This is a genomic window from Corynebacterium sp. HMSC062A03 (genome assembly GCF_001811145.1).
Taxonomy (GTDB): domain Bacteria; phylum Actinomycetota; class Actinomycetes; order Mycobacteriales; family Mycobacteriaceae; genus Corynebacterium; species Corynebacterium aurimucosum.
In genome coordinates this window covers 1-19697 of sequence record NZ_KV803662.1, presented here as the reverse complement: position 1 = coordinate 19697, position 19697 = coordinate 1, and the positions used below count along the sequence as shown (strand labels likewise).

The window sequence follows — 19697 nt, the reverse complement described above, 5'->3', positions numbered from 1 at the left end:
AGCCAAGGCGGTGACGTAGACTGATCGCCGTGTCAGATCGGAAAACCTCTTCATTACGTGCACCGCAGTCCCTGCGACTCACCGCCATCATCGCTGGATTCATTGGTTTCCTGTGCTTCGTGGCGACGCCGCTACTGCCGGTGAACCAGACCCAATCCTCCTTCGATTGGCCCCAGCAGGGCTCCCTGCAGTCCATCAACGCCCCGCTCATCTCGGTGGCGCCGGAAGAAATTGATGCAGAGATCCCCCTGGAAGCCGTCGACAAGCTGCGCGACGGCCAGGACCTGCTCTACGGCACCGTGCCCCCGGAGTCCAAGAAGGCCTCCAATCGCGGCATGTTTGTCCGCGCCGGCGAGGGTGGCCTCTCGGTAACCAGCCTCGATGAGGTCATTTTCTCTCTCACAGCCGAGCAGGTGGCACAGCTACCAGAGGACGCCACCCTCAGCATCGCCTCCACGGAGGACGGGACCACCGTCTCCGTGGGCAAGCACAAGAAGACCACCGAGGAGGATCTGCGCCCGCAGGTCACCGGCGTCTACACCGAGATTGATGACACTCCGGAGAACCTCGCAGAGCTTGGCGACGACCTCCGCATCCACGTAGAGATCAACTCTCGGTTTACCTCCTCCCCGACACCGCTCAAGCTCATCGCCATGTGGCTGGGCCTGGCCATGGTGGTCATCAGCCTGGTCTGCCTGTGGCGGATTGACCGCCTCGATGGCAAACGCCTTGGCTTCATGCCCGAAACCTGGAAGCAGATCCGCCCGCTCGATGGCGTCGTGGCAGCTGTACTCGGCTGGTGGTACGTCTTCGGCGCCAATACCTCCGATGATGGCTTCATCCTCACCATGGGCCGCGTTTCCGATCACGCGACCTACATGGCGAACTACTACCGCTGGTACGGCGTCCCCGAGGCCCCGTTCGGCGCGCCGTACTACGACCTCGTGGCATGGCTGGCACAGTTCTCCAGCGCCTCCATCATCGTGCGCCTGCCCTCGCTCATCTCGGCGCTCATCATCTGGTTTGTTTTGTCGCGCGAGATGCTCCCGCGCTTCGGTACCCGCGTGAACGAGCGCCGCCTCGCGCACTGGACCGCCGCGTTCATGTTCCTGGCTTTCTGGCTGCCCTATAACAACGGCGTACGTCCAGAGCCCATCGTGGCCCTCGGTGTCATGCTGACGTGGGCTTCCTTCGAGCGCGCCATCTCCACCCAGCGCCTTCTGCCGGCAGCGGTGGGCACCATCATCGCCACTATCACCCTAGCCGCTGGCCCCACCGGCCTGACCGCGGTGGGCATCTTCCTGGTCTGCCTGCCCGCGCTGTTCCGCATCATGGGCACGCGCGCCCCCGCAGTAACCTGGCCGGCACTCATCGCCCCGTTCCTTGCCTGCGGCACTGCCGTCATGGTTGCCGCCTTCGGGGACCAAACGTTAGCGTCAGTCATCGAATCCACGCGCGTGCGCTCCGCGGTCGGCCCGTCCCTGCCGTGGTACTCCGAGTTCGTGCGCTACTCCACGCTCTTCGAGCCCTCCGTGGATGGCTCCCTGACGCGCCGTTTCGCCATGTTCACCATGCTTTTCTGCCTGGCGCTCATCATCTACGCCTTCATCAAGAACCACCGCGTCGTCGGTGCGGAGGCAGATCCCACCAAACGCCTGCTGGCCATCATGGCGCTCTCGGCTTTCTTCCTCATGTTCACGCCGACGAAGTGGACGCACCACTTCGGTATCTACGCCGGTATCGCCGGCGTCATCGCCGCGCTCGGCTCGGTGGTCCTGTCCCAGATCGCCATGCGCTCCCCGCGCGCCCGGACCTTCTCCATCGCCGCGGTGATTTTCCTCCTCGCCATCTCCCTCGGCGGTTGGAACGCGTGGTGGTACGTGTCTTCCTTCGGCATCCCGTGGTGGGACCGCACCGTGCAGTTCAAGGCCATCGAGGCCAACACCGTGGTGCTCGCGATCGCCATGGTGGTCCTAGCGATTGGCCTCTACCAGTCCCTGGTTCACAGCTATCGCAAGAACAAGGCCGAAACCGCCGGCACCCTCGAGGAATTCGAGGCCGCCAACGCCGCCAAGGTTTCTCGCTGGGCAGGCGCCATGTCCGCACCGATTGCGGTGGCCTGCATCCTCATCGTGGCCTTCTCCTGCGCCTCCTTTGCCAAGGGCTACGTGGCCCAGGCGGATTCCTACTCCGTGGGCAAGGGCAACCTGGCGTCCCTGCGCGGCGATGTCTGCTCGCTGGCGGATGCCACCATGGTGGAAACCAACACCAACGAGGCTTTCCTCACTCCGGTCGACGGCGACCTCAAGGATTCGCTGGTTGACGAAGACGAGGATAACTTCGGTTTCGGCCCCAACATGATCAAGGAAGATATTGAGCCGGAGAACCTCAACTCGGCGTCGGTAGGCGCCATTGCCAACACCACCGGTGATGACTCGGCTGCTTCCAATGAGGAAACCACCGAAACAACCGAAGTCACCGATTCTTCCGCCGGTGGCGTGCGCGGAACGCTAGGCGTCAACGGCTCCGAGATGCACCTGCCCTTCAACCTGGATTACACAAAGGTCCCGGTCATGGGTTCCTACGATGAGTCGCAGCGCTCCACCGCCACCATCACCACCCAGTGGTACAACTTGCCGGAACCAGGAGAAAACACCCCTGTCCTCGCGGTCTCTGCTGCCGGCAAGATTTACCACCACGACGTCAACGGTGTAGAGCAGGAAGGCACCGAGCTCACCTTGGAGTACGGCACCCTCAAGAACGGCAAGGTCACCAACAAGGGTGAGGCCGAGCTTTCCGACGTCGGCGCGACCCCCAAATGGCGCAACCTCCGCATTGCTCTAGACGAGCTCCCGGAAGAGGCCAACGTTGTACGCCTCGTTGCGGTAGATGATTCCACCGATGAAGACGATTGGATGGCGTTTACCCCACCGCGCGTACCGGAGCTGGCCACCATCAACTCCCAGTTCGATTCCTCCACCCCGGCACTCCTTGACTGGTCCGTCGCCCTGCAGTTCCCCTGCCAGCGCACCTTCGACCACTACGCCGGTGTGACGGAGATTCCGGAGTTCCGCATTCTTCCCGACGCCGCCGCGCAAACCTCCCTCACGGACTTCCAGTCCTTCTCCGGTGGTGGCGCGCTGGCAACCGCGGAGGCAGTGAACTACTCCTATGAGATTCCGAGCTACCTCAACAACGATTGGGCACGCGACTGGGGCGCCATTGAGAAGTACGAGCTGCGTACTAACTCCCGGGGCGAGGAACCGCTGAAGGCGGATATCGACCAGGAAGTCATCCAGCGCTCTGGCTTGTGGAAGAACTCCGAGATGAAGATTCGCCCGGAGGGCGAGCAGTAGCCCTACAGGAACTCGGCCGAATCTTTAATGCGCTGCCGCGCCACGGCCGGGGTGGAAATGCGGTGCATAGACACGTAGTCCGCGGTCTGTGCACCGGGAATCTCCACGCGTTCCGCAATCTCATCCTGCGTTGCGGTCTGGACCAAGATGTCAGAATAGGCTGCTGCCAGCGCCGCCTCGTCGAGGACGTACTCACCGCGGATGTCCTCCGGGAGCTTGGCCAGCGCGCCGAAGTCAGGGAAGGTGAGGAGGAGGGCGTCGGCAGGCACCAGCGCTGCGAGCGCCCCACCCGAGGAATAGCCCCACACCGTCACGCGCTCGGCACCGTGTTCGCGGGCATAATCGACGGCCGCCTGAACCGACTGAGCCATCTCCGCCACAGTGTGCTCGGGTGCCAACGGATAGTCGACATCAATGATGGTGGTTCCGGACAGCTGTGCTGCAGCAGCCACTTCGGGCCGCCACTGCATCTCTAGCGCCTTGCCGTCACCACGCCACCATCCGCCAGAGTGCAACGACACCGCCCAACGACCATTCTGCTCTGAAGGAACAAAGATCGCTCCCACCTCAGAGTCTTCAACACGTACCCCCTCCGTGAAGGCAGTACCAGGCAGCGAGTGATCCACTGCGGAACCCAGCACCATCATGGAGGCCTGCACGATGCGGTCCGGCAGCAACGCACAGTAGCGGTCCGCCTCCGGCGAACCTCCACCGGCCCACGGCGGGCGGAAGTCCGGCAGCGGGTAGTGCACCTCCATGTAGGAGGAGAGCTGCTCGAGCTGTTGTTCCGGACTTAGTTGGCGATCAGTACCACCGATATTCCACTCACTCATGGCCCCCAAGGGTACTACCAGATGGTGACGCGCTCCTCCGGTGCTAGACCACCCTCGACGTCAAAGGCCTCGTAGAATTCATCGATGTTTTCAGCGATGATGTTGCAACGGAACTCCGCCGGCGAGTGCGGATCAATGGCCAGGTACTGCGTGGCCATCTCCGGGCGGATGGCAGTGCGCCACACGCGCGCCCACGCCAGGAAGAAACGCTGCAGACCGGTGTACTCGTGCTCTGCCAATTCCGGCTCAGCGCCCTCAGCCTCAAAGGGCGTGACCTGGCCATTGATGTCCAGGCCCTTGTCGGCGCAGTAGTTCTTGTAGGCCACCACGGCGATTCCCAATCCGCCCAGGTCACCGATGTTCTCACCCAGGGTGAAGCTGCCGTTGACGCCTGCGGAATCGGTGCCTTCCAGCACCTTCGGTACCTGCCCTTGGAACTGGTCCACCAGTTTCGCGGTCAGCTTCTCGAAGGCCGCACGGTCCTCCTCCGTCCACCAGGAGTTGAGGTTGCCCTGGCCGTCATACTGCGAGCCCTGGTCATCAAATCCGTGGCCGATCTCGTGACCAATCACCGCACCGATAGCGCCGAAGTTCTCCGCCGCGTCCGCCTCAGGGTTGTAGAAGGGCGGGCGCAGAATCGCTGCCGGGAAGGTGATGTCATTGACCACTGGATTATAAAAAGCATTGACCGTCTGCGGGGTTGCGAACCATTCATCGCGGTCCGCCGGCTTGCCAATCTTGGCCAATTCATAATCGTGATTCCACGCATTACCCGCGCGCACATTGGCCACCAAGTCCGCTCCCTTCGGAGAAAACTCCAGGTCAGAATAGTCACGCCAGGTATCTGGATAGCCAATCTTGGCCTTGAACTGGGAGAGCTTCTCCAGCGCGCGTTCACGAGTAGCCGGAGTCATCCACTCCAGCTGCGAAATCCTCTCGCGGTAAGCGGCGGTAAGGTACTCCACCAGCTCATCCATCTCGGACTTCGAGGAGGGCGGGAAGTGCTTGTCCACGAAGACCTTGCCAATCTCCTGTCCCACCATGTTTTCCGCCAAGCCCACGGCGCGCTTCCAGCGGTCACGCTGCTCCGTGGCACCGGAAAGCTTGGTTCCGTAGAACTCGAAGTTCTTCTTACCGATCTCCTCGGAGAGGTAAGGCGCGCGCGATAGCAGAATGTGCCACGTTGCCCACAGCTGCCAATCCGCCATACGGCCGGCGGTGAACAGGCCCTCGAGGTGCTCGAAATAAGACGGCATCATAGCTACCGCACGGTGCTCGGGCAGTCCCCCGCCCTGCAGGATGGCGCGGGTGATGCTGGGCAGCTTGGCGACGTCCACCGGGTTATACGTCTTCACCGCATCACGCGAGGCCACCACATCCCAGTGGCCGGCCGCGATTTCCTTCTCTAGGTTTACGATACGCGTCGCGGCCGTCTCCGCGCCCAGTCCGAAGAGGCGGGCGGGATCTAAGAATCCCAGCATCGCCGCAACGTGCTTCTCGTAGTCAGCGAGCGTCTGCGCGTGGGCTTCCTCGCGGTAATAAGCCTCATCCGGCAGACCTAAACCGGACTGAATAATGTAGGCCACCGCCTCCTCGGCGCCGGAGTCCTTTTCCACCCAGAAGGTAACCGGGGCGCCAACGCCCTCGCGCTCCAGCACACCCAGGTTGTGGGCCAGCTCCTCCGGGTCCGCCGCCACCAGCTTGTCGAGGTCCTCGTCAAGCGGCGTCGTTCCCGCAGCATTGACTCCTTCTACATCCATGTGGGAGGAATACACGATCCCTGGGCGGCCCGTGTTTTCCTTAACGATGTCGTGGACGAGTTCCTCGGCTTCGTCGCGAAGCGCGTGAAAAGTGCCGTCGACGCCACGGTCATCGGGGATAACGTGGGACTCAATCCAGGGGCCATTAACAAATTGATACAGATCCTTCATGCACTTCACTCTATGTCAGAAGCACGCGTTAGTGTGGTGTGCATGACTTCTTATCGTTTCCCGCCAGCGAAGATGACGGGGCCGTTTTTCGCTGTGCTGGGAGTGACTCTCCTCGTGCTGGGCACGCCCGCCATCCTCAGCTTGGCACTGCCGGAACACGAGCCGGAAACAGAGCCAGTCGTCCTCGATGATCCGGAGTGGCATCAGCCCATCGACGGCGTCGAGTGCAGCGTTAACTACGATTCCGTGGCCAACCAGGCGTGGGACTGCGGCGACACCTTGGTCGAGGCCTATCTCACCTCTGATGTCGACGATGATGAGCTAGCCCTGCGCCGCGCCGTTCGCGCGACCACCTTCGGGTCGATGCCGAAGGAAAAAGTAGAAAACCAAGACGGCATCCTCGTCCTGCGAACGTATACGTACATCCCGGTCGTTGCCTTCAGCGTGGCCAAGGGAAACCTCAACTACGAGCTCGTCTTCTCGGATGGAAACCCAGAGGAATTCGCCGATCAATTTATGGAGGCCTTCAAGTGAGCAAGATCTTCCGCGTAACCCTGTGGGTCTTCATTGGCGTCTGCCTACCCGCCGCTCTTATCAATCTGTTGGGCTCCTTTCTCGTTGCCCCGCTCCCAGGCCTGATAAGCCTGCTGATCGGACTAGCCTTCCTAGCACTAGGCCTATACCTGTGGCGCCTCAGCCCGATGTGGGCCGCACCGGCCAAGGGCTGGGCCACTGCCAGCGTGCTGTGGGGAGGCGGCACCGCGGTATCTTTAGCGCTCCTCTCCGCACTGCCGTTCACCTCCCTCACCAAAGGTGTGGGCTGGGAAGAATCCATGATGTCCTGGTCCGGTGCTTATCCGGAGGAATTCGCTAAGGCCCTCGGCGTGGTCTTCATTCTCCTCAGCTTCCGCCAGCTCAACCGGCCCTGGCACGGCTTCATCGTCGGCGCACTCGTGGGCTGGGCTTTCGATGTTTTCGAGAACATCCTCTACGCCTCTCTCGGCGCCGTAATGCACCCGACGTCGGATTGGATTGGCATGCTGCAGATGTGGGGACTGCGCCTTGTGGCGGGACCAGGTCTGCACATGTCACTGACAGCCATTGCGGGCTTCGGCATCGGCTGGGCCATTTACGCTGCCCATAAAACTTGGTGGTGGCGTCTCGGCGTCGGCGTGGGCGCGCTTTTTGTTTCCTTTTGTCTCCACTTCGCGTGGAACTACATGTGGGAAGAAACCTGGCAGCTGATCACGCAGTATATCGTCGTCGCGCTAATCCTCTACCCCACCGTCATCGCCCTGGGGATTCGAGCCCACCGTCTAGCTAAGGCGGACGATACCTACTCGCATTCGCCCGGCCTCGCCAGCCTGCGGTGAACTAGTCGAACTGCCCCTGCAGCTCTGATGTCGCGCCCGAAGGATACTTTCTTTACTTCCGACAACGGCTACGCTTAGCATGCCTGCGATGAGCTCGGCACCGCCCGTTTTAGTTCCGCACATGCTCTATCGCGCGCGTCCTGTAGAGGCGTCGGCAAGCCTGGCGCCTGCGGTGCAACCTCCACCGCTCCCAGCACATCCCCCGTGAGATCCGCGGGGGATCCATAAGTATTAGCCGCCACGCTATACCCAGGGCCGAAAGAGGCACTAGCGTGAACCTGACGGTTGTCCGACCATCCAAATTTCGTTCCAATAATGCCCGGGATGCGTGCGGTGCCAAAGTCCTGGCGGTAGCCGTCGGATGCCACAGGCGCTACCGTCGCCATACCCTTCATGAGCGGCGCGGCAGACGGGTCGCCAGATATCGCCCCTATGAAGCGAGTGAGATCCTCCGTCGACGTCGTGGTATTTCCCCAGTAGCCATTGTGATGAGTGTCCCCTAGCCGGTACTCCCCGATGATAGAGGGGATGGCCTGTGGATACTTCCGCTCCAAGTCACTGGCGGTGCCGTCCTCAGAAAAACGAATCATGTTCTCCACCCGCGCCTTATCCTCGAATGCGCCATATTTCAGCACCCACATACCGAGATACAGCTTCGCCAGGGAAAGCGCGGGGCGGGACTCGTGGCTATTCCCAGTGGAAACTGAATTTCCATCGGCATAACGCACGGTCATCTGGGTGCGTGGTGGGACTTTTCCAGGATCGAAAGTCAGAGCCTGGGCAGAAGGCGCGGTGACGGCCGCCAGGGCAAGACCGACAATGAAGGAACGAGACTTAAACACTTGTATAGATTAACTCAAGTCACAGCTTTAACAGCTCTGATTGGAGATTTGGCGCCCTAAACCCCCACTGGAAATCTCGAATGTTCGTTTTATCTGGCGCTTACCCCACGACTTGTGTGGAGCACCAGTTTTCTCATTTACCCCTCTAATCACAACTTCTTTCCGCAGTATGGACTTCTCCAGAGATACCGAATAAGCTCTTATTTCGAAAGGGATTTCGAACGGTGGGGGTTCGTCCCGTCGCATTAACTCAGTCAAAAGAGGGGGTTGAAGTGTCTTCCACTTCAGACGTTGTTGTTCCCTATTTTTCTCATTCCAATCCGAACGACCCAGTATGTATGAAAGGCAAGGACATACGCCAAGCAGACTACGAGTTCTGGTCTAGCGTCCTTCCCGCCTTGGACGAAGATTCAGACACAGCGTGTATGCGCCTTGGGTTAAAGACCGGCAAAACGGCCGGGGCAGTTGCTCGCATAGTCATGGGGATTTACCGCCTTAGAGAACTCCCCCAGCTCAAGGCCCTACAAGATGCTTATTATTTGCTGGACCTACCTGCCTTGATTGCCATTGACCAGGTCATGGCTAAGCTGGGCCAGCCTTCCCCAGAGGTAGTGGCTGCCATCGATACTTCGTTGGCCCGTTGGTTTACTCCTACGAAGCCCAATCAGGCGTTTCCCAGCACTTCGCAGATTCGCCGCCGCATGCGTGATCTCGTCAAGGTTCATGATGACTCCATCGCGGTGGAAGATACGCGCCCGAAGAACCGGTATTCCATACTCACCCGCGCCCAGCGCGCCACCATCGAACTAGAGGTTGACAGCAGCATCGGGGTCATTATTCATGAGGCTATTAAGGCAGCGGCGGAAAAGTATGAAGTTTCTATGGCCGAGGCACTCATCCTCCTCATCACTGGGAAGGTAGAGCCAGAGGCTGCCCGAGTAGTACTCCACACTTATCAAGCTAATGACGTCGAGGATGCACCAGTATATGTAGAAGGCCATGGCTGGCAGGTGGGCAATATCCCCGCACAGGCCGTAACAAAAAGGGATTTAAGCACCAAGCCAGAGGCCTCCAAAAGCTACGGACCAAACACGATGGTGCGCAAATATGTTGAGGGCCGCGATGGCACCTGCCGTGCAGCTGGCTGCGGAATGCCTGCGTGGCTATGCCAGTTGGACCACCGTATTAACTACGCCGATGGCGGACCAACGCACCCGGACAACATGGTCGCGTTATGCCAGCATCACCACAACATGAAGACCGACGGACGGGCCTTTTATATTTTGGACCCGGATACCGGGGATGTGGTCTGGCTTTTTGAGGATGGAACGTGGGCAATCACCGAACCTTCCGGACCACTAGCCCCTAAGAACAAACGCTGGGCGCGAAGTGTGGCACAAGATATTGAGGGCTTCCGCGCCCGGAAACACCGTGAGGCTCAAGAACTTAAAGCTGAGCTAGACAAAGAACAACAAGAGGCCGCACACCACGCACCTACAGAAAAGGCAGAGAACAAGGAACCTGAAGGCGGTGAGGAAATCCCCTTCTAAGAAAGGTCCGTCGTTTAAAACGACGCAGTAGCCACCCCCTTACCAAGAATGGCGATTCTCAAAGCGGATCTTAATAGGCGCTGCCTCCCAGATCCGTTGCATCCAGCCCACACTCAGAAAGGACCACGCGGTCGCCGCGGTGCGGGATGCCTTCTTCATCCCAATGGGCTTGGGCGGCCGAGGTGTGGGCGCGGCCAGTGCTGTTGACCACCCGCCACCAGGGCAGATCTGCGCTTTTCGACATCACCCAGCCCACATATCGCGCGCCGACCCCCACCACTTTGGCGATCTCTCCGTAGGTGGAGACATTGCCAGCTGGAATGCGGAGAACGACCTCCGTAACCCTAGAGCTCGATGGGTTCTTCGGGGGCATCCTCAACCTCACACAAGGTAAGCGCCGCACCTGTGCAATCCTCGATCAGACACAGACGGCCGAATGGGGAATCGTGGGGCTCACGAATGATCTTTCCGCCGTTATCAATTACAGCCTTAGCTGCCTGGTCAATGTCCCGCACGCCCAGGTAGGTTTGCCAGAAACTCGGCAAGCCCTCCGCGTGCCAAAATCCGGCGAAGGCAGCGCCTTCTTCCTCCGCTACTGCGTAATGCTCATCACCACGGATTTCCCAGTTGAAGAGCTCGCCATAAAAGTCCAGCGCTGAGTGGAAATTCAACGAAACCGTCAGCTCATGCCACACCGGAGTACCCGGCTCTCCGCCGGCGACGAAGCGGTCGAGCTCCGGCTGCGTCAAACCAAACATGGCACCACTGTTGTCCAGAACAAGCGCCAACGGCGCACCTAAAGCGAGGATCTTGCCACCGAGTTGTTCTACCCGGGCGCAATCCGCCTCCAAGTCGCGGGAAAGGAAATAAGTTGCCCAGGTGTCTTGGCCTGGGACAATCTCCGCGATGGGAAGGCCCTGCAGGCGGGCAATGCCGTCTTCGAATTCCCAACCCAACACGGCCGAGTAAAACTTTTCGGAGGCCTTCACATCGGAACTAGCCAGAGTAATCCAGTAGGGCATTCCTACTTCTGCTTCAAAAGCGGGCATTAGAGGTTCCTCCACTTCTCCGGGTCAAAGTCATCATCGGCGGTGGCCTCATCGAAATAATCGTCGTCGTCTTCGACGACGCGGGCGCAGGTGTCGGAGACACAGATGACGTCGCCAAGCACCAGCGTTGCACCGCGCTGCTTAGTGACTTCCCCATTGACGGTGACCTGGCCCTGCTCGATGAGTTCTTTGGCCTCACCCCCGGTTGCGACCAAGGAGGCCAATTTGAGGAACTGGCCGAGCTTGATGGATTCTCCCTTAATTGAGACTTCTAGCATGCTGACCAGCATACCCAGCTCAAAGCGCAAGGAGTCCCTCCGTCAGAATGATGACGCCAAGCAGGGCAAACACGACACCACTAAAGATATCGACACTGGCGGAGTTCTTCGCCATCCACTTCGACACCGCACGAGTACACAGCGCGACGCCAACGAAGATGATGAGGCTTTCGAGGATGAGCACTGAGCCCACCGTGGCATTGGCACCAAACCCCATGCCGGGGTCGATGAAATTGGCAAAGATAGCGCCGAAGAAGATCAGCACCTTGGGGTTGGAAAGATCGCTGACCAGGCCCATGCGGTACGCCGTGCCGAGTCTGATGATGCCATCCGGGGTGAACCCACGCGGTTGGGGATTCATAGTTGCCGGAGCACGACGCTCTTTGATGCCACCGCTGATGGCAGAAAAAGCCATCCACAGCAGATAGCTGCCGCCGGCAATCTGCAGCGCCACTAGGATTTCCGGGTGCGCCGAAATCAATGCGGTGAGCCCCGCTAGCGAAGCAACGGTCCACATCATCAAGCCGGTGGTGCTACCGATTGCGGCCCACACCGCCGCGCGCGTAGAGCGGGCGCCCAAACGAATAATCTGTACCACATCTGGTCCCGGCGAGGCCATCGCCGCGAACCACACACCCATTAAGGCCACTATGGCGCTGAATGCCATCTAACACCCCCATACTCACATGCATTATTGCTAACACATGCCACTGTAGAGCGGGCTTCATCTGCAGCGAAACAGGTAACCTGGCCCTTTTTACACAATAAGCGCTGTACTGGCATCTCTCGGCGACAGTACAGCGCTTAGGGGATGTAGCACGAGGCTAAATTAGTGGTCAGCACCTCTTATGGACTGCTTGTGATCACGCACGGCCTCGCCCTCAGCGTAGAGCGGCATATCCGTGTTGGCTTTGTACCACTTAGCGTTGTTCGGTGCGAGCGGGGTGCGGCCAGCAATGAGGTCGGCAGCCTTCTCGCCCACCATCATGGTCGGGGCATAAATATTGCCGTTCGTCACAGACGGGAAGACGGAGGCATCAGCAACATAGAGGCCTTCAACGCCCCATACGCCCATGGTGTCCGGGTTAACCACGGCCATCGGATCGGACTCTGCACCCATCTTGGCAGTACAGGAGGGGTGCAGAGCGGTCTCGCCATCGTTACGGACCCATTCCAAGATTTCTTCATCAGTCTGAACGTCTGGGCCCGGGCTGAACTCGCGAGCACCAACCTCCTCCATAGCCTTGGTGTCCAGCAGAGAGCGGGCAACGCGCACGGCTTCGACCCATTCTCGGCGGTCCTGGTCAGTCTTCAGGTAGTTGAAGAGGATGGACGGCTTGTCGTGGATGTCCGCGCTCTTAATGTGGACATGGCCCTTGGTGTCAGAAAACATCGGCCCAACGTGCCATTGGAAACCATGCTTCACGTCGGCCTTCTGGCCGTCGTAACGCACCGCCATCGGCAGGAAGTGGAACATGAGGTTCGGGTATTCCTCGTTCTCATTAGAACGCACGAAGCCACCACCTTCGAAATGGGAGGTGGCAACGGGTCCCTTCTTAGTCAGCAGCCACTGCAAACCCATGAATGGCCAACGCCACTTGTCCAAGTACGGCTGGGAGGAAGCGGTGGATTTAGTCGTTTCATACTGGATATAGACCTCGAGGTGATCCTGCAGATTCTCACCCACACCGGGCAAGTGCTTGACGACGTCGATTCCGTGCTTCTCCAGAATCTCACGGTCACCAATGCCCGAAACCTCGAGCAGCTGCGGAGTATTGATAGCGCCGGCGGACAGGACGATCTTATCGGCGTATACGCGGTGAACGCCGCCCTTCCACTCGTACTCGACGCCGACGGCCTTCTGGCCTTCGAAGAGAACCTTGGTGGTAAAGGCACCGGTGCGGATCTCGAGGTTTTCGCGATCCAAATGCGGGTACAGGTAAGCACGGGCAGCAGACCAGCGCTTGCCGTTCTTAATGTTGCGATCGAACGGAGCGAAGCCTTCCTGGCGGTAACCATTAACGTCATTAGTTAGGTTGTAACCAGCTTCCTGCACCGACTTGAACAGAGCCTGGAAAAGCTCGGAGGTTGCCGGGCCGCGGGAGAGGTACAGCGGGCCGTCATGACCACGGCGCGGGTCATTCGGCTCAGCCGCAGCGGCAGTCTCCATGCGGTTAAAGTATGGCAGGCAATGAGCGAAGTCCCACTTCTCCATGCCTGGGTTCATGCCCCACTTTTCGTAATCCATCGGGTTACCCCGCTGGAAAATCATGCCATTGATGGAGGAAGAACCACCGAGAACCTTGCCACGGGCATGGTAGACACGGCGACCGTTCATCTCTGGCTCTGGGTCGGATTCATACATCCAGTCATAGCTCTTTGCACCAATGGGGAAAGAGAAGGCAGAGGGCATGTGGATAAACAGATCCCACAGGGAATCGGGGCGGCCGGCCTCAAGAACCAGCACGCGAGTGTCCTTTTCCTCAGTCAGGCGTGCGGCAATAACAGAGCCGGCGGAACCACCGCCGACAACGACCACGTCACTTACTTCATCGGTGACCTTCTTCGCAGAACGCTTCTTGGCTAGCTTGTCCAAAATACCCATAAATCCCCTTCTTTCCATGATTTGTATGACATTTCCATACCGCACTCCGCGAGCGAGTCTACTATATTTTATGCACTATACTGCATTTATTTACATTGTCTCTTTCGCGAGGCCGCGCCCCAGCGTACACATCCTGTGGAGATTTTCCCAGATTAATGTATATTTGCGTTGTTCGGATGGACGTCTGAGGAGATGAAATCCGAAGTCTTGACCGCATAGCTACCCGGATATGATTCATTTCACTCATCTTTCTCTCGAGTGCTTTGTGAGCAGTCCGAGGCCCAGTGGATAAGAGACTCGGCATAAATCAACCAACGATAGGAGAAGTAGATGGCTAACCACGGCCCTCTCGACTCTGGGGATCCTTCCACGGCCCACGAGAGCAACGAAAACACTCTCGCCACGCCGACCGGTGGCACCCCCACTCAAACTAAAGAAGCCAAACGGCGCATCCCGCGCTACCAGGTACGAGCCCTCGTCGGCAGCTACAAGGCAGAAACCGGCGATGATGTGGGTGCGGGCGAAGTCCCTGTACCCAAGACGAATTGGCCAGTATTTATCATTTCCGGTCTACTGATCATCGCCATGGTGCTCTATGCCGGGTTCGGCCAAAAATCCGCCGCAGAAACCTTGGCCAACGTAACCGGATGGATCGGCAACAACCTCGGCTGGTTCTACGTGCTCACCGCCACCATCGCCGTTGTCTTTGTTCTGTATGTAGCACTATCCAAAGCAGGCGAGATCCGCCTAGGACCGGATCACTCACGCCCTAAATTCAGCACCTTCTCCTGGGTGTCCATGCTCTTTGCCGCCGGTATCGGTGTGGACCTCATGTTCTTTGCCGTGGCCGAACCGGTCACTATGTACATGGCACCGCCAGTGGGTGAAGGCGAAACCATGGAAGCTGCCAAGGAAGCCGTGGTCTACGCCATGTTCCACTACGGTCTGACCGGTTGGGCGTTGTACGCACTGATGGGTATGGCCTTCGGCTACTTTGCCTACCGCCTGAATATGCCCCTGGCTATTCGTTCCGCACTCTACCCGCTCATTGGCAAGCGCGTGCACGGCCCAATCGGCTCCGCAGTGGACATCGCCGCTATGCTCGGCACTGTTTTCGGTGTCACTGCTTCCCTCGGCATCGGCGTAGTGCAGCTTTCCTACGGTATCCACCTCATTTTTGGCATCGAGCAGGGATTCGGCCTCCAGGCCGCGCTCATCATCATCGCCATCTCGATTGCGACCCTCTCGGCCGTATCTGGTGTGGACAAAGGTATCCGCTTCCTGTCTGAGCTCAACGTGTACCTGGCCATTGCGCTAATGGTCTACATCGTTGTTTTTGGCAAGACCGCCTACCTCTTCGACGCCATCGTGACCAACGTCGGTGACTACGTGTCCAAGTTCCCCTCCTGGACCTTGGAGACCTTCGCCTTTGCCGAAGACCAAGCCAGCACTGATGCCTGGATGCAGGCCTGGACTCTGTTCTTCTGGGCCTGGTGGATCGCGTGGGCCACATTCGTGGGCCTCTTCCTCGCCCGCATTTCTCGCGGCCGTACGCTGCGCCAGTTCATCTTCGGCACCCTTACCTTCCCATTCCTGTTCATCCTCATGTGGATGTCCTTTTTCGGCAACACCGCTTTGGATATGGTGCGCTCCGGCGACTATCCAGAGTTCGCAGAAAATGCCATTAACGTCCCTGAGCAGGGCTTCTACGATATGCTGCAGGAATTCCCTGGCTCTGCCATTGTCATCTTCCTGACCACCTTCATTGGCCTGCTTCTCTACATCACCTCTGCCGACTCCGGCGCACTGGTCATGTCCAACTTCACCTCGCGCATTACTGATAACCGCCAAGACGGCTCCCGCTGGCTGCGCATTTTCTGGTCCGTCACCGTCGGCGCTCTAACATTGGCCCTGCTGCAGATCGACGGCATCGCCACCGTTCAGTCCGCCACAGTGGTGATGGGACTTCCTTTTGCTTTCGTGGTGTATCTCATCATGTTCTCACTGTGGAAGTCCTTGCGTCTGGAAAGCATCCAAGCTGACGCCCGCAGCACCGCACTGCATGGAGTCATCTCTAGTCGTACCGAGCGCGAACCAGCTGATTCCAGCCTGTGGAAGAACCGCTTGGATCGAGCCAACACCTTCCCCTCTAAGACAGAGATGGAGACCTACCTACGCGACACCGCTACATACGCTCTTGAGCAGGTTGCTACGCACATGCGCACCCGCGGCTACGACGCCATCTTGCTCACCAGCGAGCTTCCCGATGTCGAGCTGCCCCAGCTTGATCTTGAAGTGCGTCTCCACAATGAACGAAAGTTCCGTTATCAGCTCTTTCCCGTCGCCGCCGAGCGTCCAGACTTCATTGAAGGCGAAGGCGATGAGTACTACCGCCTCGAGGTCTACGATATGACCGGTTCACTGGGCTATGACGTTTATGGCTACTCTGGGAACCAAATCATCAATAACGTGTTGGATCTCTACGAACGCCACCTGGCTTTCCTATATATGCAACAAACCCAGCCGGGCGAATCCGATGTCTCCGATGGCGCCGAGCCTGAGCGCACCTGGCGCGAAGATAGCTAAGCTGGCGAATCCACAAGCCTCTATGAAAGAAAGGTTGCTTTTCACTTGAGCCCCCAGAACACTTTGTTCGACCCCACAACGACCGACCTCTTGAAGGGCGTGCACTCCGGCGGCTCGCCCAAGTCCCTTTTCATCAATGGCCAGTGGGAGGCTGCCCAGAGCGGCGAGACCCGCACCATCATCTGCCCCGCTGATGGCTCCACCGTGGGCCTCGTGTCCGAGGCTTCCGACGAGGACACCGAGCGCGCCATCAAGGTTGCCCGTGAAACCTTCGACAACGGCGAGTGGGCTAATACCCCGGCCGTCGAACGCGGCAAGCTGGTCATCCGCGTGGCCGATTTCATCCGCGAGCACAAGGAGCTCTTCGCCCAAGCCGAGTCCGCCGATACCGGCAAGCGCTACGAGGAATCTTTAGGCGATATGGATGATATCGCCAATGCCTTCGAGTTCTTCGGTACCCTGGCTCAGCACCAGGCCGGTCGAGTAGTCGACCCGGGTGACCCAAATGTTCGCTCCCGTATCGATGCAGAGCCGATTGGCGTCTGTGGTCTCATTACGCCGTGGAACTACCCGCTGCTACAGGTGTCCTGGAAGGTGGGTCCCGCACTGGCTGCCGGTAACACCTTTGTACTCAAGCAGGCCGAGCTCACGCCGCACACCGCCATGCTGCTCATGGCCGCACTCAAAGAATGTGGCTTGCCCGACGGCGTAGGTAACCTCATCACCGGCGGTGGGGCTAACTGTGGCAACCCGCTGTCCCAACACCCCGATGTGGACATGGTGTCCTTCACCGGTGGACTGGCCACGGGCAAAATTATCGCCAAGAATGCGGCCGAGACCGTCAAGCGCACTGCACTCGAACTCGGCGGTAAGAACCCGAACGTGATCTTCGCTGACGCTAACTTCGACGTCGCCGTGGACAACGCCCTCAACGGCGCCTTCTTCCACTCCGGACAGGTCTGCTCCGCGGGCTCCCGCATCATTGTCGAAGAGTCCTTGCACGATAAGTTTGTTGACGCCTTGGTGGAGCGCGCAAACAAGATCAAAATCGGTGGCCCTACAGATGAAAAGGCCGAGACCGGCCCCCTCATCTCCGCTGAGCACCGCGAAAAGGTTGCCGCTTATGTGGATAAAGCACGTGAGCAGGGCGCCAAGATCCTCACTGGCGGACGCGTCGCCACTAGCCAGGACACCACTGGACCGCATGGCACCGGCACGACTGACCTGGGGGCTGGCATTTACTATCTGCCCACCATCATTGATGGCGCGACCCGCGAGATGGACTGTGTCCACGACGAGGCCTTTGGCCCAACCGTAACCATCGAGACCTTCACCACCGAGGAGGAGGCCATCGCCATCGCGAATGACACCGAGTACGGCCTAGCGGGTGCGGTGTACACCGCTGACGCTGGCCGCGCCGAGCGCCTTGCCCGGGCCCTGCGCCACGGCACCATCTGGATCAATGACTTCCACCCGTACTTGCCGCAGGCAGAGTGGGGCGGCTACAAGCAGTCCGGTAACGGCCGCGAGCTTGGCCCCACCGGCCTAGCCGAATACCAAGAACACAAGCACGTGTACCAAAACCTGTCCCCTGCCGCGTGGGAGCAGTTCGGTTTACAGTAGTTCGTAGGAACAGATATCGCTAAGGCCCCGCGGTCCAGAAAAGAACGCGGGGCCTCAGTGGCAGGCACACACCACGGTTTAGCTTTGCGTGCGCGGCTTAATGGTCATGGTGTCAATGTTGACGTCCTGACTTAGGTCATGGGTGGGTGAGTAACGTCACTCTTGACACTGTTACCTGTTGGTTTTCGTCGGTGGGGAGGAATTTTTCCGCACTAAGTGGGTAGTGCCGGGGGTATTCAGTAGTCTGATTTTTGTGAGTCCTTATATTCGCACTGTCAAGACCGCTTCTGGGGCGATGGCGGTGCAGGTGGTGTTCTCTGAACGCAAAGGTGCGAAAAGGATGAAGCATATCGGCTCAGCGCATTCAGAGTCTGAGCTTGCGCTTTTAAGAGCTGAAGCTCAACGCATCGTTGATGGTGACCAACTCGCATTGGACTTCGGCGAGGTAGAACACATCCCACCGGCAACAGGCAGCGTTTGCCACCCGCTGCCGGTAGTCGGTCAGCGGGCCGGATACTTGCTGGACTGTATTGATGCGTGTTTCAACGAGCTAGGTCTTGCTGTAGCAAGCGGTGATGATCAGGTGTTTCGGGATCTGGTGCGTGCCCGGATCATCCATCCCGGCTCAAAGCTGGATTCCATCGAGACTCTTGCCGAGGTTGGCATCACCAGCGCAAGCTACCGCACCATCCAGAGGCGTCTTCCCACCTTCGCAACCGAATCGTTCGGGGAGATACTAACCCAAGCGTTGGCCCATCATGCAGGTATCGGGCCAGGTACTTTTATCTTGTACGACGTGACCACCTTGTACTTTGAAACCGATACCGCTGATGAGCTTCGCAAACCCGGGTTTTCCAAAGAGCGCCGCCTAGAGCCGCAAATCCTTGTCGGGCTGCTTACTGATGCCACTGGGTTTCCACTGCATGCGGGGGCGTTTGCTGGCAACTCGGCAGAAACCCACACGATGCTGCCGATGATCACACGGTTCCAAGAGGCCTACCAACTCGATGAAGTTACCGTCGTTGCTGATGCAGGCATGTTCTCCGCGGCGAACAAACAAGCCCTCATCGATGCAGGTCTGCACTACATCTTGTCGGTGAAAACCCCCACCGTGCCTGAGGTGATCGAAACCTGGCGGTGGGAACACCCCGGTGAAGACTACACCCACGGCCAGATCTGGACACAAGCCTCGGCAAGTGATGGGCGCAAACACACAACCCCGAATACGGTGACGCATTACCAGTACTCCCACGATCGGGCCAGACGCAGCCTGCGCGGAATCAAAGAGCAAGTAGCGAAAGCCAAACGCGCTGTTGACGGCGATATCGCTATCAAGCGCAACCGCTATATCGATCTTTCCGCCCCGAACAAGAAGGTCAACTATGCTCTTGCTGCCAAACACCGAGCCCTTGCCGGAATTAAAGGTTATGAAACCGACCTGACCGCGCTTGCCGCCCAGGAGGTTATCGGGCATTACCGCAGGCTATTTAACATTGAGAAATCATTTCGGATGTCGAAATCAGACCTGAAAGCACGCCCAATCTACGCCAGGAAACAAGACTCCATCACCGCACATCTCAACATTGTCATCGCAGCACTAGCCGTGGCCCACCTAATGGAGACCCGCAGTGGTCAATCGGACCTGACCCCTGTTTGGTAGACACCTGATAT

At 58.8% G+C, this 19697-nt stretch carries 15 protein-coding genes; 7 read left to right on the top strand and 8 right to left on the bottom strand.

Annotation, left to right across the window (positions count from 1 at the left end):
• Nucleotides 1–29: 29 nt before the first annotated feature.
• Nucleotides 30–3356, top strand: a complete 3327-nt coding sequence (locus HMPREF2781_RS05380; RefSeq protein WP_070644673.1) for an arabinosyltransferase domain-containing protein — start codon at nt 30–32, stop codon at nt 3354–3356.
• A gap of 2 nt (nt 3357–3358) precedes the next feature.
• Here the strand turns inward: HMPREF2781_RS05380 and HMPREF2781_RS05375 are convergent, their stop codons facing one another.
• Entirely contained in the window at nt 3359–4189 is an 831-nt protein-coding gene (locus HMPREF2781_RS05375; protein ID WP_070644672.1) for an alpha/beta hydrolase, read from the bottom strand.
• Between the two features lie 14 nt (nt 4190–4203).
• Entirely contained in the window at nt 4204–6120 is a 1917-nt protein-coding gene (locus HMPREF2781_RS05370) for a M13 family metallopeptidase (protein ID WP_070644671.1), read from the bottom strand.
• A 42-nt stretch (nt 6121–6162) separates the two neighbouring features.
• Here HMPREF2781_RS05370 and HMPREF2781_RS05365 point away from each other — a divergent pair, with 42 nt between their 5' ends.
• Together HMPREF2781_RS05365 and HMPREF2781_RS05360 are read left to right on the top strand one after the other, a co-directional pair.
• Entirely contained in the window at nt 6163–6654 is a 492-nt protein-coding gene (locus HMPREF2781_RS05365) for a hypothetical protein (RefSeq protein WP_070644670.1), read from the top strand.
• A complete protein-coding gene (locus HMPREF2781_RS05360; RefSeq protein ID WP_070644669.1) occupies nt 6651–7493 on the top strand; it encodes a PrsW family intramembrane metalloprotease in 843 nt (280 codons plus the stop codon). The genes HMPREF2781_RS05365 and HMPREF2781_RS05360 overlap by 4 nt, the downstream gene beginning before the upstream one ends.
• Nucleotides 7494–7567: 74 nt before the next feature.
• Here HMPREF2781_RS05360 and HMPREF2781_RS05355 read toward each other — a convergent pair whose 3' ends face one another.
• Nucleotides 7568–8335, bottom strand: a complete 768-nt coding sequence (locus HMPREF2781_RS05355) for a hypothetical protein (protein ID WP_141750572.1) — start codon at nt 8333–8335, stop codon at nt 7568–7570.
• Nucleotides 8336–8760: 425 nt separating this feature from the next.
• Between HMPREF2781_RS05355 and HMPREF2781_RS05350 the strand changes: the two genes are divergently transcribed.
• Nucleotides 8761–9885 (top strand): HNH endonuclease signature motif containing protein, encoded by a 1125-nt coding sequence (locus HMPREF2781_RS05350; RefSeq protein ID WP_246821780.1) that lies wholly within the window; start codon nt 8761–8763, stop codon nt 9883–9885.
• A 70-nt stretch (nt 9886–9955) separates the two neighbouring features.
• Here HMPREF2781_RS05350 and HMPREF2781_RS05345 read toward each other — a convergent pair whose 3' ends face one another.
• The 5 genes from HMPREF2781_RS05345 to betA form a co-directional block, all read right to left on the bottom strand.
• Nucleotides 9956–10258 carry an MGMT family protein gene (locus HMPREF2781_RS05345; RefSeq protein ID WP_070644666.1) on the bottom strand — a complete coding sequence of 101 codons (303 nt, stop codon included), beginning with the start codon at nt 10256–10258 and terminating at the stop codon, nt 9956–9958.
• Complete coding sequence (locus tag HMPREF2781_RS05340; protein WP_070644665.1) at nt 10230–10934, bottom strand: VOC family protein; 705 nt, start codon at nt 10932–10934, stop codon at nt 10230–10232. Before HMPREF2781_RS05340 ends, HMPREF2781_RS05345 begins: the two co-directional genes overlap by 29 nt.
• Entirely contained in the window at nt 10934–11212 is a 279-nt protein-coding gene (locus HMPREF2781_RS05335) for an RNA-binding S4 domain-containing protein (RefSeq protein WP_210384562.1), read from the bottom strand. Before HMPREF2781_RS05335 ends, HMPREF2781_RS05340 begins: the two co-directional genes overlap by 1 nt.
• Before the next feature lie 19 nt (nt 11213–11231).
• Entirely contained in the window at nt 11232–11879 is a 648-nt protein-coding gene (locus HMPREF2781_RS05330; protein WP_070644664.1) for a LysE family translocator, read from the bottom strand.
• 162 nt (nt 11880–12041) lie between these two features.
• Complete coding sequence (gene betA, locus HMPREF2781_RS05325; RefSeq protein ID WP_070644663.1) at nt 12042–13817, bottom strand: choline dehydrogenase; 1776 nt, start codon at nt 13815–13817, stop codon at nt 12042–12044.
• Nucleotides 13818–14147: 330 nt separating this feature from the next.
• On the opposite strand from betA, the gene betT reads away from it, so the two are divergent.
• From betT to HMPREF2781_RS05310, 3 genes are all read left to right on the top strand, one after another.
• Nucleotides 14148–16403 carry a choline BCCT transporter BetT gene (betT, locus tag HMPREF2781_RS05320; protein ID WP_070644662.1) on the top strand — a complete coding sequence of 752 codons (2256 nt, stop codon included), beginning with the start codon at nt 14148–14150 and terminating at the stop codon, nt 16401–16403.
• A gap of 45 nt (nt 16404–16448) precedes the next feature.
• Nucleotides 16449–18026 (top strand): aldehyde dehydrogenase family protein, encoded by a 1578-nt coding sequence (locus HMPREF2781_RS05315; protein ID WP_070644661.1) that lies wholly within the window; start codon nt 16449–16451, stop codon nt 18024–18026.
• A 253-nt stretch (nt 18027–18279) separates the two neighbouring features.
• Nucleotides 18280–19686, top strand: coding sequence for an IS1634 family transposase (locus tag HMPREF2781_RS05310; protein WP_070644690.1), 1407 nt, complete (start codon nt 18280–18282; stop codon nt 19684–19686).
• Nucleotides 19687–19697: the final 11 nt, after the last annotated feature.

Excerpts from the sequence above, each read along its gene's own strand:
- HMPREF2781_RS05375 (WP_070644672.1), bottom strand. The coding sequence starts at position 4,189 with ATGAGTGAGTGGAATATCGGTGGTACTGATCGCCAACTAAGTCCGGAA.
- HMPREF2781_RS05370 (WP_070644671.1), bottom strand. The coding sequence starts at position 6,120 with ATGAAGGATCTGTATCAATTTGTTAATGGCCCCTGGATTGAGTCCCAC.
- HMPREF2781_RS05365 (WP_070644670.1), top strand. The coding sequence starts at position 6,163 with ATGACTTCTTATCGTTTCCCGCCAGCGAAGATGACGGGGCCGTTTTTC.
- HMPREF2781_RS05350 (WP_246821780.1), top strand. The coding sequence starts at position 8,761 with ATGCGCCTTGGGTTAAAGACCGGCAAAACGGCCGGGGCAGTTGCTCGC.
- HMPREF2781_RS05345 (WP_070644666.1), bottom strand. The coding sequence starts at position 10,258 with ATGCCCCCGAAGAACCCATCGAGCTCTAGGGTTACGGAGGTCGTTCTC.
- HMPREF2781_RS05340 (WP_070644665.1), bottom strand. The coding sequence starts at position 10,934 with ATGCCCGCTTTTGAAGCAGAAGTAGGAATGCCCTACTGGATTACTCTG.
- HMPREF2781_RS05335 (WP_210384562.1), bottom strand. The coding sequence starts at position 11,212 with ATGCTAGAAGTCTCAATTAAGGGAGAATCCATCAAGCTCGGCCAGTTC.
- HMPREF2781_RS05330 (WP_070644664.1), bottom strand. The coding sequence starts at position 11,879 with ATGGCATTCAGCGCCATAGTGGCCTTAATGGGTGTGTGGTTCGCGGCG.
- betA (WP_070644663.1), bottom strand. The coding sequence starts at position 13,817 with ATGGGTATTTTGGACAAGCTAGCCAAGAAGCGTTCTGCGAAGAAGGTC.
- betT (WP_070644662.1), top strand. The coding sequence starts at position 14,148 with ATGGCTAACCACGGCCCTCTCGACTCTGGGGATCCTTCCACGGCCCAC.